15 protein-coding genes are annotated in these 16,141 nt (G+C 45.6%); 8 read left to right on the top strand and 7 right to left on the bottom strand.

Translation table 11 applies throughout. The annotated features are described in order from the left end of the window. The first annotated feature begins 77 nt into the window (after positions 1-77). Positions 78-338: a TfoX/Sxy family protein gene (locus Q1B11_RS10835; RefSeq protein WP_299732076.1), complete on the top strand. Its 261-nt coding sequence runs from the start codon at positions 78-80 to the stop codon at positions 336-338. Between the two features lie 106 nt (positions 339-444). Here the strand turns inward: Q1B11_RS10835 and moeB are convergent, their stop codons facing one another. Beyond that, on the bottom strand, positions 445-1,203 hold the full coding sequence (moeB, locus tag Q1B11_RS10830) for a molybdopterin-synthase adenylyltransferase MoeB (protein WP_299732073.1): 759 nt from the start codon (positions 1,201-1,203) through the stop codon (positions 445-447). Positions 1,204-1,321: 118 nt separating this feature from the next. Then, positions 1,322-1,714 carry a glycine cleavage system protein GcvH gene (gcvH, locus tag Q1B11_RS10825; RefSeq protein WP_299732070.1) on the bottom strand — a complete coding sequence of 131 codons (393 nt, stop codon included), beginning with the start codon at positions 1,712-1,714 and terminating at the stop codon, positions 1,322-1,324. A gap of 354 nt (positions 1,715-2,068) precedes the next feature. Between gcvH and Q1B11_RS10820 the strand changes: the two genes are divergently transcribed. Beyond that, a complete protein-coding gene (locus Q1B11_RS10820; protein WP_299732067.1) occupies positions 2,069-2,596 on the top strand; it encodes a DinB family protein in 528 nt (175 codons plus the stop codon). On the opposite strand, the gene Q1B11_RS10815 is transcribed toward Q1B11_RS10820, so the two are convergent. Beyond that, positions 2,593-4,359, bottom strand: a complete 1,767-nt coding sequence (locus tag Q1B11_RS10815) for a GNAT family N-acyltransferase (RefSeq protein ID WP_299732064.1) — start codon at positions 4,357-4,359, stop codon at positions 2,593-2,595. The genes Q1B11_RS10820 and Q1B11_RS10815 overlap by 4 nt on opposite strands. 294 nt (positions 4,360-4,653) lie before the next feature. Between Q1B11_RS10815 and rlmJ the strand changes: the two genes are divergently transcribed. Further along, entirely contained in the window at positions 4,654-5,478 is an 825-nt protein-coding gene (gene rlmJ, locus Q1B11_RS10810; RefSeq protein ID WP_299732061.1) for a 23S rRNA (adenine(2030)-N(6))-methyltransferase RlmJ, read from the top strand. 61 nt (positions 5,479-5,539) lie between these two features. Here the strand turns inward: rlmJ and Q1B11_RS10805 are convergent, their stop codons facing one another. From Q1B11_RS10805 to Q1B11_RS10790, 4 genes are all read right to left on the bottom strand, one after another. Next, complete coding sequence (locus Q1B11_RS10805; protein WP_299732058.1) at positions 5,540-6,004, bottom strand: hypothetical protein; 465 nt, start codon at positions 6,002-6,004, stop codon at positions 5,540-5,542. Positions 6,005-6,206: 202 nt separating this feature from the next. Then, positions 6,207-6,650, bottom strand: coding sequence for a YHS domain-containing (seleno)protein (locus Q1B11_RS10800; RefSeq protein WP_299732055.1), 444 nt, complete (start codon positions 6,648-6,650; stop codon positions 6,207-6,209). Between the two features lie 20 nt (positions 6,651-6,670). Continuing rightward, positions 6,671-7,831 (bottom strand): ATP-grasp domain-containing protein, encoded by a 1,161-nt coding sequence (locus Q1B11_RS10795; RefSeq protein ID WP_299732052.1) that lies wholly within the window; start codon positions 7,829-7,831, stop codon positions 6,671-6,673. A gap of 78 nt (positions 7,832-7,909) precedes the next feature. Then, positions 7,910-8,473, bottom strand: coding sequence for a VTT domain-containing protein (locus Q1B11_RS10790; RefSeq protein ID WP_299732049.1), 564 nt, complete (start codon positions 8,471-8,473; stop codon positions 7,910-7,912). 156 nt (positions 8,474-8,629) lie between these two features. Here Q1B11_RS10790 and Q1B11_RS10785 point away from each other — a divergent pair, with 156 nt between their 5' ends. The 5 genes from Q1B11_RS10785 to Q1B11_RS10765 all read left to right on the top strand — a co-directional run bounded on the left by Q1B11_RS10785 (position 8,630) and on the right by Q1B11_RS10765 (position 16,034). Continuing rightward, the gene (locus tag Q1B11_RS10785; RefSeq protein ID WP_299732046.1) at positions 8,630-10,000 is read left to right on the top strand and encodes a S8 family peptidase; all 1,371 of its coding nucleotides are present in this window, start codon (positions 8,630-8,632) and stop codon (positions 9,998-10,000) included. An 86-nt stretch (positions 10,001-10,086) separates the two neighbouring features. After that, complete coding sequence (locus Q1B11_RS10780) at positions 10,087-12,228, top strand: TonB-dependent receptor (protein WP_299732043.1); 2,142 nt, start codon at positions 10,087-10,089, stop codon at positions 12,226-12,228. A 22-nt stretch (positions 12,229-12,250) separates the two neighbouring features. Next, positions 12,251-12,790, top strand: coding sequence for a YfiR family protein (locus Q1B11_RS10775; protein ID WP_299732040.1), 540 nt, complete (start codon positions 12,251-12,253; stop codon positions 12,788-12,790). A 5-nt stretch (positions 12,791-12,795) separates the two neighbouring features. After that, positions 12,796-15,609: a response regulator gene (locus tag Q1B11_RS10770; protein ID WP_299732037.1), complete on the top strand. Its 2,814-nt coding sequence runs from the start codon at positions 12,796-12,798 to the stop codon at positions 15,607-15,609. A gap of 65 nt (positions 15,610-15,674) precedes the next feature. Then, positions 15,675-16,034 (top strand): phage holin family protein, encoded by a 360-nt coding sequence (locus Q1B11_RS10765; RefSeq protein WP_299732034.1) that lies wholly within the window; start codon positions 15,675-15,677, stop codon positions 16,032-16,034. The last annotated feature ends 107 nt before the right edge of the window (positions 16,035-16,141 follow it).

Genomic DNA, 16,141 nt, shown 5'->3' with positions numbered 1-16,141 from the left:
AAGCATCAACAACCTACTGACCTTTAAAAAATGCTGTCTCTGACACGGACGCCAGAGTTGAGTTAGGGATCCCGTAAATGGCAACAGATTTGATTGAATTAAAAAACCTGGGCAAGACATCCGTGCAATGGTTAAACGCCGTCGGCATCAGAACCCTTGAGCAGCTCCACGACGTTGGCTCTGTCGCTGCTTACTGCAAAGTCCGCAGTCGCGGGTTTAAAGTTTCAAAGGTACTGCTTTATGCGCTTGAGGGAGCACTGATTGGCAGTCACTGGAATGATCTGGACTCCGATCACAAAGCTCGTCTTCTTCGGGCGGTTAAAGAGTGCGCTTTATAACCCTGTTTCTCAATTGACACCCTAAGAAGCTGTTCACAATCTTTCTGCGACTTGCAAAAGATCATGAACAGCTTCTAAGTCACCAACTGTGTAGAATCCATTGCTTCTATGTAATTGGTGCCTGATGCCTACAAACTGGGCAGTCCGGGTCAGCCTCCAACCCCATTGTCTGCCAATCCATTGTCATCGCATCTAAAATCATCAACCGACCATTTAATGTTTTACCAATGCCCGCAATAATTTTGATGGCTTCCAGTGCCTGCATAACACCGATAGTACCAACCACAGGCCCAAGCACTCCGGACTGCGAGCACGTCAGGTTTTCATTGCTCTGTTCATCGTATAGACATCGATAACAAGGTGAGTTGTTCTGACGACGGTCGTACACGGTAAGCTGGCCGGAAAAACCTATCGCAGCACCACTGACCAATGGTGTCTTGTGTTTTACACAGGCAGCGTTGATGGCAAACCGGCTGCTGAAGTTATCTGTACAATCCAATACCACGTCAGCCTTGCTGACCTGTTCGTCAAGCTCACGCTCACTCAAACAACCGTGTATTGAATCAAATTTAACATCGTTATTAATCGCGGATAAACGCCGTTGTGCTGCGATCACTTTGGGCGTGCCGCAATCTTCTGTGGAGTAGAGCAGTTGTCGTTGAAGATTAGTAGCATCAACGGTGTCAGGATCCACCAGCACGATATGACCAACACCTGCTGTTGCCAAATACTGAGCAGCCGGGCAACCCAACCCTCCGACTCCCAGAATAAGCACTCGGGATGCCAGTAGTTTTTCCTGGCCAGCAATATCCATTGGTTGAAGCATGATCTGACGGCTGTAACGCAGCAACTGCTCATCATTCATGGATGATAAAATCCTGCAAGGGTTCGAAATAATGGTGGGAAAGGATACAACAAAGGCACACCCGTTGTGGATAACTTGATGTGCCTGTTTTGCTACTGACGGTAATTGCAGCGTGGAATCAGGATTCAGATTCTACAAACTCGGCGTAAGCTTCTGCGTCCATCAGCTCGCCCAATTCACCTTCATCCTTCAGCTTCATTTTGAAGAACCAGCCTTCGACATAAGGGTCAGTGTTGACGGTTTCTGGCGCTTCTTCCAGAGCAGGGTTGGCTTCCAGAATTTCACCGGTCAGAGGCGCATAAATTTCTGAAGCCGCTTTTACCGATTCAACCGCGCCGGCTTCTTCACCAGCTGCCAGAACAGTACCAGTCTCTGGCAGCTCAACAAAGACCACGTCACCCAGCGCTTCCTGAGCGTGATCGGTAATACCGATAGTGACAACACCATCGCCTTCAACCCGAACCCACTCGTGAGACGTCAGGTATCGTAAATCAGTCGGTATATTGCTCATTTATGTATCCTCTGTTGAGTTGCTCTTTGTCCAAAGATGCTTTTCATTATTATTGGCTCCCTCACAGTTAGCAATGAGATGAATCAATATCACTCTTCAATATGCATTCTGATTAGCCGACTATACCCAAAGGATTTCAAGGTGCTACGCGGCGGCAAGTAAGCGAAGCTCGTGAGCCTACATATAGTAAGGCGGGTGAGCGCGCGTAGCCAACAAAATAGCAACTGGAAAGTCGACGGGTATAAAGCATTCTATCGAGTTTGATTAAAAATTCACATAGTGCAAGACTTAAGTGGATCACTCAATTCCCATATGGGTTCGCTCTTCAGGAAGAAGGCAAAGGTTCAGGATCGAATGTCACTACAGAATGTTTGTTATTGTAATGAGCAATTACTGTCTGAGTTAATTGCCGCCATTAACTCATCGCCCGATGAGCTATATCCTGCAGCCATTACGGGTGATGCCCGGCAAACTATCGGCATGCATACTCGGCATATCGTTGAGTTCTATCAATGTTTTTTTTCAGGCCTGAACAGTCGCCATATTAATTATGACAACCGCACAAGAGAACAGCGCATTGAACGTCAATCGTCTGTTGGAATTGGCGCGCTAAAGCAAATTATTGACCAGTTAGCAGAACTGAGCGCATCAGAGCTGAAGCATCAAAAGTTGATGCTAACCTCAGTGACAGACACCCAAGGCACATCGGTGGCAATAGAAACCTCTCCAGAAAGGGAATTGCTCTTCCTGCACAGCCACACAACCCATCATATGGCGATTATAAACCTGCTGTTACAACAGGCAGGCCAGACCTTGGATAATGAATTAGGTGTGGCTACGTCCACCCAGATATATCGTAACAGCGGACTGGTCTCCAGTTAGGCTGCTCTGGTGTGGTGCTGTAAAAACAAACGACTGCGCTCGCTGCCCATGTATTTGGCCAGTGTCTTTTCATCAACCTTCAGCAAATCAACAATAATCAGCCCATCCAGTGCATTGTTAAAGTCCGGGTCAACATTAAAAGCAGCCAGCTCTCCTCTCAATTTCAGGTATTGTTTCAACAGAACGGGTATACCTTTTTGATCCTTTTCGATCTGTTGAATGAGAGACGACAGGTGCTCAATTTTATCGATACCTTTCAAATCATCCGTCAGCCAGATCTGCTGAGTATTTTTAATCGGCGTGGTGGGTTTGACCAGTGATGACAGAGCCTGATCTGAGTTATTCACGCCGAGGCAACCTGCCATCAACTCACGAGACACTTCACTGTAATCACTGCTGATGCTGACTGGACCGAACAGCACTTTATATTGAGGGTTTGCTGCAACGTAGGCGCCAATACCTTTCCACAACATGAGTAAAGCACTCAGGCTTTTTTGATATTCTGCGCGGACGAAAGAGCGTCCCATCTCCAGGCTGCTGCCCAGTTTATGAATAAAACCAGCGTGGTAGCTGAACAGGCTGCGGGAATAGAGGCCATGAATACCCTGCTCCCTGAGAATCTTATCCACTCGGCCTATTCGATAAGCGCCAACAACTTCGGATTTTTCATGGTTCCACAGGAATAGATGCAGGTAGTACTGATCGTAATGATCCAAATCCAATGAACGACCACTGCCTTCTCCCACTTCCCGGAAGGTAATCTCTCTCAAGCGGCCAATTTCTTTAAGAATAAAAGGAATCTCTCTGGACTCTACGCAATAAACGGCCATTTCGCCTTTTTCAAGCACCAGCGCCTGCTTAGACAACTGGTCAATCTCAGTTTGCATGGCGATGGTGGACACACTGTCAGCAATCGGTTCTTCCGTTCTCAGGGGTTTGTTCATCTGAGGCCTTTCGGCATCATTTTGGTAAGGAGAAAGAAGGTACGTGCATAACCGCAAGTATTGCGTCAACGCAGCGTTGGTGGAAAAAGTGGTTAACTCTTTATTCTCAATGGTTCGACCAATTCGAAAGCTGAGCGTACTTCCCTGTTTATTGATGAGCTCTTTCACCAGCCTCAGTGTTCTCAGGCGGGGATGAATACGACCAAACCAATGAAATAATTTACTATTGGAACCATCAATAAACACCGGAGAAACTTGTGCCTTTGTAGCCAGAGCCAGTGTTGCAGCAGTATTTCGCCACTGGGGATCACATACGCTGCCCAGATCACTGTTATAGCTTGATACCTCACCCGCAGGAAAAATCAACAATTGATGACCATCTGCAACCCACTGCCTTGCTTCTTCTATGGCCGCTTTGTTTTTTTCCCGAGCATTGGTGCTGAGCACATCAACGCCAATAAAGACGTCTTTAAATTCAGGTATACGACAGAGGAGCTCATTGGTAAGCACTTTGACATCATCACGCTGCTCTAACAACAAGTCAGCCAGTGCCACTCCCTCAATGCCTCCAAAGGGGTGATTAGCGACAACAATGGATGGCCCTTGATCAGGTACAGAATCGATCTGACCTTTAGCAACCTCATAATCCACTTCAAATATTTGCAGAGCCCGTTTTAGGAATTGCTTACCGGAGTAATTGCATCCGCGCTCTTCTTCGTAAAGTTGTTCCAGCACTGTCAGCCCGGTCAATTTCTCCAGAACCGACTCTACAATGCCAGAGCGAGTGTATCTTGGCAGTCGAAAAGGTGAATTCAGCATCTTGCCCTCTATCCTTGAGTTGTTGCAGTACCTGTACTGTACTTCTGCCGGGTACACACCTTTCTTTCTATAATGTCTAACGTATCGCCCGTTCACAACTAAAATAAGGGTCAAAAATGACAGGCTCGTTAATAATCCATGACACATTGATGAATGAGTGGTCAGCCTGCGTTAAATGTCACTGGTATGGATAGATCGCCGTATGCCCCTTGAACCACAAACCTGCTAGATTTCACCGATCCTTCATTGCCCTTTCACCGGCTTACTCTTCCTTCCCATCAGAGCGTCATAGACATGTTGAGTTACCAGCACCATTATCATGCAGGCAATCATGCAGATGTACTAAAGCATTGGACGCTTCTGGCCTGTGTGCGTCATATGCAGAAAAAGGATAAACCCTTTGATTACATTGACACCCATGCCGGCGCAGGCTTTTATCGGCTGGATTCCGCCATGGCCAAAAAAACCAATGAAGCCGATGAGGGCGTGCTTAAAATTAGTTGGAAGAAACAGCCCGGCTTGAAAGACTATCATGGTCAAATAGCTGCCGACATTAAGGCGCGCAGCTACCCTGGCTCGCCTTTGCTGGTGAAACGCTTGCTCAGGCCTGGCGATAAAACATGGCTCTTTGAGATGCATCCGAAAACACTCAGAGAACTGAAAAACCATTGTGAGCACCGCAGGCTGTGTCATGTAAGACAGGAAGATGGTTTTCAGGGTTTGCTGAGTTTACTGCCCGTTGCCAGCCGCAGGGCGCTGGTGCTGATTGATCCTTCCTACGAGATCAAATCCGATTATCAGACCGTTGTTACCGTGATGGAAAAAGCCTGGCAGAAGATGCCACAGGCAACCATATTGCTTTGGTACCCTGTCGTTGATGCTGGTCAGATTCAGCAAATGGAAAAAGCCTTCGCTAAAAGCCGTATGCGTAATGTGCACCTTATGGAAATGGGCATAGAAGACAGTGAACAACCAGGAATGACAGCGTCAGGCATGATTGTTGTTAATCCACCGTGGACACTGGCTGACGAATTCAAGGCAACAATGCCAGCGGTATCTGAAATGTTATCCCAAGATAAGAAATCACGATGCAGGCATCAGGTTCTTGTTGCAGAGTAGTAGTCATATAGGAGAAGGGAAGAGCAGGATTCAAACGACTGAACCCTGCTTTTAAAGCGCATTAACTTTTACGACACAAACGACAAAGCAGAGATTTAATCCTGTTATCTGTCTTGAAGAATTCCATGGCGGCTAAAACAATCGCAGAAACCAAAAGGCCGCAGGCATTATAAAAGAGTAAGCCGCCATCATCGCCAATAACGACACCAGCGTCGTTAAACTCTGGCATGGCAATGCCCAAAGGCGTAAACAAATGGAAGAAGACAGCGCCAGACATTACCCCAGCAGAAATAATGGCGCCATATAAACGCCAGCAGGAAATCATCAATAGAATAGAGGCCACCAGCTCCACAGAGCCAACACCATAAGCACCGTATTCAGCGAACCACTGAAATCCGGACCAATCACCCAGAACACCGAAGATGTGTTGAGTTTCATAGGCACCAGTGAATTTGAAAAACAGTGATTGAACAAACACGATGGCGATATAAAGGCTTAACGCCCAGCTAAATCCTTTGTAAACCATCTTTGCCTCCTTGCAAATGCGATGATCCGTATTTAAGTGGCTAAGTACCCAACCATACGAAACCATATTTTCTGGCTCAGTGGCCAGCCACTCTGCGGCGTTACATCTACGATCACATAGCTACAGCTATGCTCACTTCGATGTGCCTTGCGCAGTAACTAACCACTAAGCCAGAAATATTCGATTTCATATGATCGGGTACTTATTTCATCAAAGGCCAGTTTTTATCCCCGGATTTAATAAAACCTGGAATATCCTTCAGCCATTTGTTCTGAACGCTTCTGTCGTAGTTTAGATACAATTTATTATCGACTATTTTCCAATACTTAGGATCGCCAGGTGCTCGATATTTTTTCGCAGCCACCGCCCAGGCGCAAAAACCACCGTATTGAGGCATATATTTCTGCGGGTTTTGTTTAAAGAGATTTAAATGCTTTTCAGAAGCGAAATACCATTCCACATCAAGATAAGAGTACTTAAATTTGGGATTGCCTTTTACTGGCTGTCCTTCTGTAAAAAAGGCCACGGTATCGTAGCCACTGACCGCTTTTTTACTCAGCCAGCCGGTGTAAATCTGATCATTTGCCGCCAGATTGGTTGCAACAGCAAAGACCCATAGAGATATGATTTTCAACCACTTATTCATGAGATCCTTCTCCTTATTAGCTATTCTGTGCTCGGATATCGCTTTACCAATGCCTTCTCACGCCACCAGGATTGAACCAGCTGACGAAGTGGCTGGGCAGAGAAGCCGCGCTTACGATTAATAGCACCCAGCTTGAACAAGGTGCGATACTGGAAAAACAGAGTTCTAAATGCTTCTGTTAAAGAGCCTCGACAATCCCAGATATGTGCTGCTTCACTGCTCGCTCCATTTACTTCCAGTATAAAGTAGTCTTTGCCTTTCATCAGAGACTCTATATCTTTGAATCGTATATCAAACCGCCCGTAGTGAAATTCCGTGAGACCATCGCAGACGCTGTCAAACGATTGGGTCATTTCTGAAGAAATATACTGTCGCCCATCTCTGAAGATACAGCCTCTGCTGTGACTACCGGTAAAAGCCAGACGAAATGGCTGCCCTGCAGGCAATACATCCTGCAACCGGTCGGCATGCCTTGGCAGATAAAGATGCTTGAGCTGCCCTGCTCTGGGATCATTCTCGATGAGTTCTTCCAGAGTCTGCTTACCGTTACCAATGACATAAGGTGAATATTTCAGCGTAATTGAGATAATTCTGCCTTTCTTCTCGCCGGGGTAGCGAATATAGAAGACACCGGCTTCTGCCTCGTAGGGCACCAGTTGTTGAAAGACTATGCGGCCGTTTTTCGGGAAAGACGCAATATAAGCGCGTAGTTCATCCTGACTTCGGATCAGCTGAACTCCAGCGCCTCTGCAACCAATGTCCGGCTTTGCCACTAATGGATAGTCGAGACCGTTTTCTAATATTAAATCGCTGGCTCGCTCTGCACCTTCTTTTGCGTTTTGCCAGTTTTCCAGTAGCACCCAGTTGGCTATCTTTTCTTTTGCCTCACCAGTGGCTTGCGAGAAAATATCGGCTTTCGATTCTCCCACCATTCCACTTAAGGGAATGGATGGATTCGCGATCAATGGCAAGCCAACCCCTCGATATCGAATAGCCAACCAAAGCCATTGAATAGCAACTGGAATATAAAACAGATACCCAGGCCAGAATTCAAAAAATGAGATCGTTTTTTTAACAGGCTCCAGCTTTGGCATACCCGGGTGAACTGGTTTTCCCTGAGCAGTTCTTTCTATGAACAGCGCCTGATCTGAGGGCTGATGACTGTGAAATGACGTATCCATATCAAATTCCAGTGATTATTCCATTATTATCAAGCTACCGCATTCAGCCGAAAAAATCTTTATTGGAATTCAATCACTTTATCGAGATACCTGAACCCGTTTATGAAGAAAAACAATACCCAAAACAAACAAAGGCAATAAAAACCATTTGTAAGCAGATAGTTCAGACCAGAACATGGAGCCAAACCAGTAAAGTGCAAAGAATAAAATCCCGGTCCACACCAATGATGCCATCAACACTAAACCGGCAAACAACTGAAATGAATAGCTGAAATATCCACAGGCTAAATAGGAAGGCAACCTTAATCCGGGAATGACCCGAACAGTCAGCACGGTATAAACCATACGCTGACGCAGCCATTCATTCGCATTACTTATTTTCTCTTCTGAAAACCAGCGGTTCAGTTGACGACTTAACAGAGGCCATTTTGCCAGCATACGACCAAGACCATATAAACCAAGATCCCCAGAGAAAATACCAATAAACAGCGCCAGAAATGCCAACAGAGGCCCGATAAAGCCATCAATACTCAATAACGCTGCCGAAATAATGGCAGCATCTTCCAGCACCCATGTCGCAACAACAATTAATACGGCTATAAGTAACGGGTGACTGGTGATATTTAGAATCTGATCAATCATTTTCTGTCCATTTTTTGAAGCACTCCCTGAATTCAACCATACTTTTTAAACATCGACTTTCCAAACAAATCGCTAATCACGAAATATGAAACGACTGAAATGAAAGCTTTTGGCTCACCCTGTTTTTCTATTTTTCTCCTGATAAGCCAGTTGCTTATGGATATCTCTGTTGCTCAGGCCGATAGCGGCAGCTTTCGCTTAAATATCAAAAAAACCGATCGAATCATTATTCATTTTAAAGAAAATCCTACCAGAGCCAATGCTATCGCTTTTATCAAACAGGGCACCACTGAAGGTGGGTTTGGTGTTGCTTCGGGCAAGCGACGGGAAATTTTTGATATCGGTGCCAACCTTGATATTGAAGACGTGCAAATTCTGGCTGACTCTCTTGAAAAAGATCCTCAGGTGGCCTTTGCTGAACCAGACTTGTTGATGCACTCCATGATGGTTCCAGACGACCCACTTTTTAATGAGCAGTGGCATTTTTTTGAGCAGCAAGCAGGCATCAATCTCCTGGCAGCCTGGGATATATCCACAGGCAACAAAGACATTACCATTGGCGTACCGGATACAGGGTTCACCGAGCACGATGATATTAATGACCAGTTACTGCCAGGCTATGACTTTATTTCAGACCCATGGATGGCCAATGACGGTGACGGCTGGGATAACTCTCCACTAGACACCGGCGACTCTCTTCAGCCCGGTGCCTGCGGCACTAACAACGGTAATCCAGTCCCCACTAATACTCGCAAAAGCAGCTGGCATGGAACCCATGTGATGGGCACGATTGGTGCTTCTGGAAACAACAGCGATGGTGTTGCCGGCGTACTCTGGCAATCCTCCATTCTGCCATTGAGGGTACTCGGGCGCTGTGGTGGTTATTCTTCAGATATCACTGCGGCCATGCGGTGGGCAGCTGGGCTGCCGGTATTTGGCATGCCAATCAATAAACACCCTGTGAGCGTTTTAAACCTTAGTCTTGGCAGCTCATCCTTAACCTGCTCACAAACTTATCAGAATGCTATTAATGAGATTGTGGCAACCGGTGTCACCATTGTTGTGGCGGCAGGCAACAGTCAACGTAACGCTGAATTAACGACACCCGCCAACTGTGATAATGTCATTGTCGTTGGTGCCATAAATCGTTTGGCTCAGCGAGCCTGGTACTCAAACTACGGCAATAACGTGGATATTATGGCACCCGGTGGTGAAACCAAGATTCAAGGCAATGGTGTTCTATCGCTGTTCAATTCCGGCTTAAATAGCACGGAAGAATCTTCTTACAAAGAATTGCAGGGCACCAGCATGGCAACACCACAAGTCGCTGGTCTTATTGGTTTAAGCGTCGGTATCAACCCGGATCTAACGCCTGCAGAACGAGAAACGTTACTCAAAGCGTCAGCACGTGCTTTTCCTGTCGATAGCAACTGCACACTATCCCGTTGTGGCGCAGGCATCGTCGATGCTGCCGATTTTTTACAGCTTGTGCAGGAAAGTCTGCAAAAAGATCCACTGCAACGTTGATTATCAGCTAGTTTTTAAGAAGAACCTTAATCGAAAGAACGATTCAGCAGTACGTATCCTTTCAGGAATTCCAATGGAGTGGAGCCTTGAAAAGAACTTACCTTTCCTTACTGCTGAGCGGCGCTATTTTCGTAGCACCTTTTGCCATCTCTGCTGACACGCCATCGGATGACTCATTATTAGACCTCAGCCTTCAAGAGCTGATCTCTCTGGATGTGCCCGATGTCACTTCGGTATCCAAAAGAAAGCAACGCCTGACAGACTCGCCTGCTGCAGTTTATGTCATCTCCGATGAAGACATTAGAAGAACCGGAGTCACCTCCATTCCAGAAGCTTTGCGAATGGTTCCCGGAATGCAGGTAGCTCGATTGAACAACAACACCTGGTCGATCAGTACCCGGGGTTTCAACTACATCTTTGCTAACAAGCTGCTGGTTTTGATTGATGGCAGAACAGTGTATTCGCCTCTTTTCTCCGGCGTAAACTGGGACGTTCAAGACACCATGCTGGAAGACATTGCCCGCATCGAAGTGATTCGAGGGCCGGGTGCTGCGCTATGGGGAGCCAATGCCGTAAATGGTGTGATCAACATCATCACCAAGCATGCTGCTGATACTCAGGGTGGGTTGTTATCCACAGGGTTTGGTTCAGACGAAAGATTTTTTGGCGCATACCGTTACGGCGGACAATTTGGTAACGATGGTTACTACAGAGCCTATTACAAGCAGTTTGAACGTAATAGCTTACTTAATTCAAGTGAGTCGAGGGAAAAACATTCTCTTGGCAAAAATGCTGACGACAGCTGGCACATGCGTCGCTCAGGTTTCAAAGCCAGCTGGCAGCCTACCGGGAGTTCAGAGTGGACGGTTCAGGGAGATATTTATGAAGGTTCAACACAACCATCGCTGAAAATTTTTGATGCCGATGAACCAGCACAAGGTGAACAGTTACTAACGGATAAAAGCCGAGATCAAAAAGGCGGCAACCTGATGGTTCATTGGAAAGACAACCATCATTCTGTGCGAGCTGTTTATGATAACTATCAAAACTTTGATTACCGAATTACTGAAAAACGTGATGACTTTGCTATCGATTACCAAAACAGTTTTGTTCCCGCCAAAGATCTTTTTTTAATCTGGGGACTTGGCTATCGCTCAACCTGGTATAGCGTCGAAGGCACTGATTACATGTACCTGTTGGATGGCAGTGACCGAAAAGTGAACGAGCTCTATAGTGCCTTCATTCAATACGATGTAACCATGGCAAATAATACAGTATTCACATTTGGTTCTCGTTTCGAGCATAACGACTTTACCGGTTTCGAGTATCAGCCAAATATACGGTTGACGTGGAAGCCGACTGAGAATAGAACCTTTTGGTCTGCGATTTCCAGAGCAGTAAAAACACCCTCTCTTAGTGAGACAGAATTGCAGACTGTTGGTGTTACATTCAATTTTGAGCCTACAGAGGATATAAACTATCTCATTCCTATTGCAGGCAACCCTGAGTTAGACTCTGAAAAACTACTTTCTTTCGAGATTGGTTACCGTGAAACATTTACGGATCATTTTAGAATCGACTCCACATTATTTGTTAATCACTATGATGATATTCTGGCCTATGTAAGTGCTCCAAATTGCTTAGATGGAACTTCCAATTATGGAGCCGGCTGCTCAATAAATGGCTTAACAACATCTACCGACCCTCGTCACGCTGGGCGGCTTGTTTACGCCACAGACAAAGACTACTTCGTTAGTCAGGCTCCAACCATTCTTTCCAACGGCATTGATGCAACGTCTTACGGCCTTGAAGTAACTGCTGACTGGCAGGCAACTTCATGGTGGAAGCTGCAGTTCAATTACAGTTTTATCCAGACTGATGCTCACCATCATAAAGAAGGGGACCTATTTCTCGACAGAAATGAACAAACAATAGAAGACCTCCCCGCCCAACATAGCGCCAATATTCGCTCCAGCATGAATTTGCCAAATCACTGGGAATTAGATACCTGGATTCGATATATGGACAACATGACCAACGCAAAAGTCGGTGCCTACACGGCCTTAGATGTAAAGGCGACCAGAACCTTTGAGGACAACCTTGAATTCTCAATCGTAGGACAGAACCTATTCGAAACTCAGCGCAAAGAGTTCGATGAAATTTTCAGTGGTCTTGGGGCAACGGAGGTCGAAGCATCATGGTACCTTCAGTTGCGCTGGAAACACTAAACAGGATTGGGAGATATACGACATGTTGATATTCAAACGCCCCATCCTGCTTCGCCCACTATTGGCATTGGCCTTCGCCTCGGTTTTTTGGGCACCAATATCTGCAGCGAATGAGGCAACGAAAGAAGACAAGGTGAAAGCTGCCATTGTTTTCAAACTGACCAAGTTTATTACCTGGCCTGCTAAGAAGCAGACACTTGCCTTATGCGTTATTGGCAGTGGCGGCATTAACAGCGAACTTGCCAAAATTAATCATAAGTTCAGTATGGGCAGGCGCATCTCAGTGACTCATAAAGCGCCGGCAGCTCCTCTGGATAAGCTTTGCGATATGGTTTATGTCCACAACATAAATAATATCGATGTTGCTACTGTACTGAAAAAACTTCAGAAAAAGCCGGTACTGACCATCAGTGACAATGATGACTTCGCCTTTCAGGGTGGCATCATTGAACTGTTCAGAACTGGCAGCAAAATCCGTTTTGCCATCAGTAAAGGCTCGACTCGTAATGCAGGGCTATCCATTAGCCCGCAACTGATGAAACTGGCAAAAATTGTTGATTAACCACTATGGTGACTTTCAAGAACCTGCCCATCAAAAAGAAACTTCGTTATGCGATGCTGATGACGACGTATTCTGTCTTGCTGGTCACCTTAAGTGTACAGAGCATCAGCGAGTACCTGCACTCGCGCACGATTATGACCAACAAAATGGAGACATTGATCAACGTCGTTGGCGCCAACGCTCAGGCGGCTTTGATGTTCGAGGACAGTGCCTCAGCTGAAGAACTATTAAATGGGTTTTCCACAACAGAGGAAATTGAAGCCGCTTACCTGTTAAGTGAAAACGGCCAGCAAATTGGTGCCTACTACAAAAATAAAAAGCAGCCATGGGCGTTTACACTTGAAGACCTCACCCAGCCAGTGACACTGTTTGATCAAGGCAAATTACACGTCTACCGACCTATTTCATTAGATGGCCAGTTTCTTGGGGCCATCTATATCCAGTCAAACCTGAGTGAGCTCTACCTCCACTTAACCCAGATTCTATTTCTGATTCTTATTGCCGCGCTGATTTCATTGGTTCTGGCTGCCTTTCTCAGTGGCCGTTTACAAAAACTTCTGGCCAACCCAATCACTGACTTGGCAGATACCATCAACGAGATCACTGAATACCAACAATATGATCGTCATGTTCAAAAGCTGGATAACGATGAAATCGGGCAGCTTTATGATTGCTTCAATGACATGCTGATGCAGATAAAAGAGCGGGATGACCGGCTGCAACAACATCGGGAAACCCTCGAAGCCACGGTTTCTGATCGAACCCATGAGCTGAAAAAAGCAAATAGAGAGCTGAAGGATAATATCTCTGAGCTTAACAACACCAAAGAATCAGCCCTTGATGCAGCCAAAGCCAAAAGCGCCTTTCTTGCCAACATGAGCCATGAAATCCGCACCCCGATGAATGGCGTTCTCGGCATGTTGGATCTGATGAAAGACACTTCTCTGGATAAGTCGCAAAGGGATTTTTTGAATACCGCCTACTCGTCAGCAAACTCACTGCTTTCCATCATTAATGACATTCTCGACTTTTCCAAAATTGAAGCAGGAAAGTTGGTTGTTGAGCATATTGATGTGAGCGTCAGTGAAGTGGTTGAAGATGTTTGCGCATTATTAGCAGGAACAGCAAGAGAGAAAGGGCTTGAACTCAGCTGTTATATCGACGTGGATATCCCGCCCATATTAAAAGGTGACCCGGTTCGATTACGGCAGATTTTAACCAATCTTATCGGGAATGCCGTTAAGTTCACAACGGAAGGTGGAATCAGTGTCAGAGTGAATCTGGTAGAGCGCACTCGATCTGTAGCACAAATAGACTTCTCAGTAGAAGACACTGGTATTGGTATAGCCGAGGACAAAATTTCGACCCTGTTTAATGAATTCACACAGGCGGATGGAAGCACAACCCGGAAGTTTGGAGGTACCGGACTGGGACTGACTATTTCAAAACAATTAGTTGAGTTAATGAGTGGAGAGATGAATGTAAGCAGCACCCAGGGTGAAGGCTCCACATTCAGTTTTTCATTGGATATGGATATATCCAAAACCCGCAAGGTTCAGAAGTCACAGGTGTATCATGTACTCGATGGCATGAAGGCTCTGGTTGTTGATGACAATAAGACCAACCGTGAAATCCTCAAACACTATCTTACGTCCTGGGGGCTTGATCACAGTGAAGCCAACAGCGCTACCTCAGCACTGGAACAATTAAAAGAAGCGGTAACCAATGAGCAACCATTTGAGTTACTCTTTCTCGACATGGATATGCCGGAAATGGATGGTCTGACATTGTCCAAGCTGATTGAAGATGACAGCCAGTTAAAATCAGTTCGTCGTATTATGTTGAGTTCTACAGGTTTGCTTTCTCAGGCTGAGCTTAAAGCTGTTGGTATTTCTGCCTGCCTGAGTAAACCCTTTCGTCAGGCACGACTATTAGATACCACCATGCAGGTGATGCACTATCATCAATCACCGGAGGACAGAAGCATTAAGCCTGTTGAAGAACGACCCATCTTTTCTGATGATATTAAGGTATTACTGGTCGAAGATAACGTGGTGAATCAAAAAGTCGCTATCAGCATGTTAAAGAAGCTGGGGCTGAATAATATCGCTCTGGCTGAGGACGGAAAAATCGCCGTTAACATGAGTGGTAGTTATGCATACGACATTATTCTTATGGACTGCCAAATGCCTGAGATGAGTGGTTATGAAGCCACCGGCGTCATCAGGCAACGTGAAAGAGATCAGCAACTCCCCCGTACACCCATTGTTGCGATGACGGCTAATGCAATGACCGAAGACCGGGAAAAGTGCATTGCTGCAGGCATGGATGATTACATAAGCAAGCCGGTTAAGATTGGACTTTTAAAATCCCAGCTCGAAAAGTGGTTAGTTCAAACTGCATCGGAAACTACAAATAATATGGAGTCATCCACTGACTCACTGGTAACCCGAAGTGCCTCTGAACAGGTCGGTGATGATGAGCAAGAGCCTGTCATTGATCAGGCGGTACTGACATCACTGAAAGAACTGATGGAAGATGACTTCTCAATGTTAGTTGACAGTTATAAGGAGGATGCCCCCAAGCTAGCATCGGATATTTTATCTTCATCAAAAGACGCTGATATCGATGTCTTGGTAAGAGCCGCTCACACATTAAAGTCGAGCAGTAGTAATCTTGGAGCAACGCGGTTGGCCACCATCGCAGCTGACATTGAAAAGGAAGGAAAAGCCAGTAATCTTGATAAAGCTGCTTCTCTTATACTTCCGTTACAATCCGCTCTTGATGAAACAATATCTGCGTTAAATCATTCAAAGTAGGTTTTCAGGCATATCATATATCGCTAGCTAAACTTTATCATGCTTTCAGCTGATAGAGTTTTCTGATGGACATCCTTTTGTTTATTATCCTCCAGTTATTCATTCTGGGTATTTCCGGTTTCATTATCTTTTTTTCTTCCAGAATGCTATCGGGAGTAGAGATTAGTAGCTATCAGGTTGCAATCTTGGTTGCTATGGTCGTGACTTGCCTGAATCTGATTGTAAAGCCTGTACTTCTTATCTTAACGTTACCCATTAACGTGTTAACACTGGGTTTGTTTACGTGGGTAATCAATGCTCTGATTCTGATTATGGCGAGCAAGCTTATTGATGGATTCGAAATTAAGAACTTTGGCTGGGGGATGTTACTGAGCTTGGCTATTGGGGTCTTCAGGCTATTTGCCGGCTTGGCTTTTCCAGTTTGAAACTGGTTTAAATTTAATAGGTCACATAGCAAAAACCCCGAACACGAAGTGCTCGGGGTTTTCACAGCCTTGAGCGAACTCAAGGGTAATTTAGTGCCTGGCGATGA

The organism is uncultured Endozoicomonas sp. (assembly GCF_947495845.1).
Taxonomy (GTDB): Bacteria; Pseudomonadota; Gammaproteobacteria; order Pseudomonadales; family Endozoicomonadaceae; genus Endozoicomonas.
This window is presented reverse-complemented; position numbering and strand designations above follow the sequence as displayed.

What these genes read in the sequence shown, in the direction of transcription:
- Q1B11_RS10765 (WP_299732034.1), top strand. Translation starts at nt 15,675, where the DNA reads ATGGACATCCTTTTGTTTATTATCCTCCAGTTATTCATTCTGGGTATT.
- Q1B11_RS10820 (WP_299732067.1), top strand. Translation starts at nt 2,069, where the DNA reads ATGTCACTACAGAATGTTTGTTATTGTAATGAGCAATTACTGTCTGAG.
- Q1B11_RS10815 (WP_299732064.1), bottom strand. Translation starts at nt 4,359, where the DNA reads ATGCTGAATTCACCTTTTCGACTGCCAAGATACACTCGCTCTGGCATT.
- Q1B11_RS10790 (WP_299732049.1), bottom strand. Translation starts at nt 8,473, where the DNA reads ATGATTGATCAGATTCTAAATATCACCAGTCACCCGTTACTTATAGCC.
- Q1B11_RS10800 (WP_299732055.1), bottom strand. Translation starts at nt 6,650, where the DNA reads ATGAATAAGTGGTTGAAAATCATATCTCTATGGGTCTTTGCTGTTGCA.
- Q1B11_RS10835 (WP_299732076.1), top strand. Translation starts at nt 78, where the DNA reads ATGGCAACAGATTTGATTGAATTAAAAAACCTGGGCAAGACATCCGTG.
- Q1B11_RS10805 (WP_299732058.1), bottom strand. Translation starts at nt 6,004, where the DNA reads ATGGTTTACAAAGGATTTAGCTGGGCGTTAAGCCTTTATATCGCCATC.
- Q1B11_RS10795 (WP_299732052.1), bottom strand. Translation starts at nt 7,831, where the DNA reads ATGGATACGTCATTTCACAGTCATCAGCCCTCAGATCAGGCGCTGTTC.
- Q1B11_RS10775 (WP_299732040.1), top strand. Translation starts at nt 12,251, where the DNA reads ATGTTGATATTCAAACGCCCCATCCTGCTTCGCCCACTATTGGCATTG.
- moeB (WP_299732073.1), bottom strand. Translation starts at nt 1,203, where the DNA reads ATGAATGATGAGCAGTTGCTGCGTTACAGCCGTCAGATCATGCTTCAA.
- gcvH (WP_299732070.1), bottom strand. Translation starts at nt 1,714, where the DNA reads ATGAGCAATATACCGACTGATTTACGATACCTGACGTCTCACGAGTGG.
- rlmJ (WP_299732061.1), top strand. Translation starts at nt 4,654, where the DNA reads ATGTTGAGTTACCAGCACCATTATCATGCAGGCAATCATGCAGATGTA.
- Q1B11_RS10785 (WP_299732046.1), top strand. Translation starts at nt 8,630, where the DNA reads ATGGATATCTCTGTTGCTCAGGCCGATAGCGGCAGCTTTCGCTTAAAT.
- Q1B11_RS10770 (WP_299732037.1), top strand. Translation starts at nt 12,796, where the DNA reads ATGGTGACTTTCAAGAACCTGCCCATCAAAAAGAAACTTCGTTATGCG.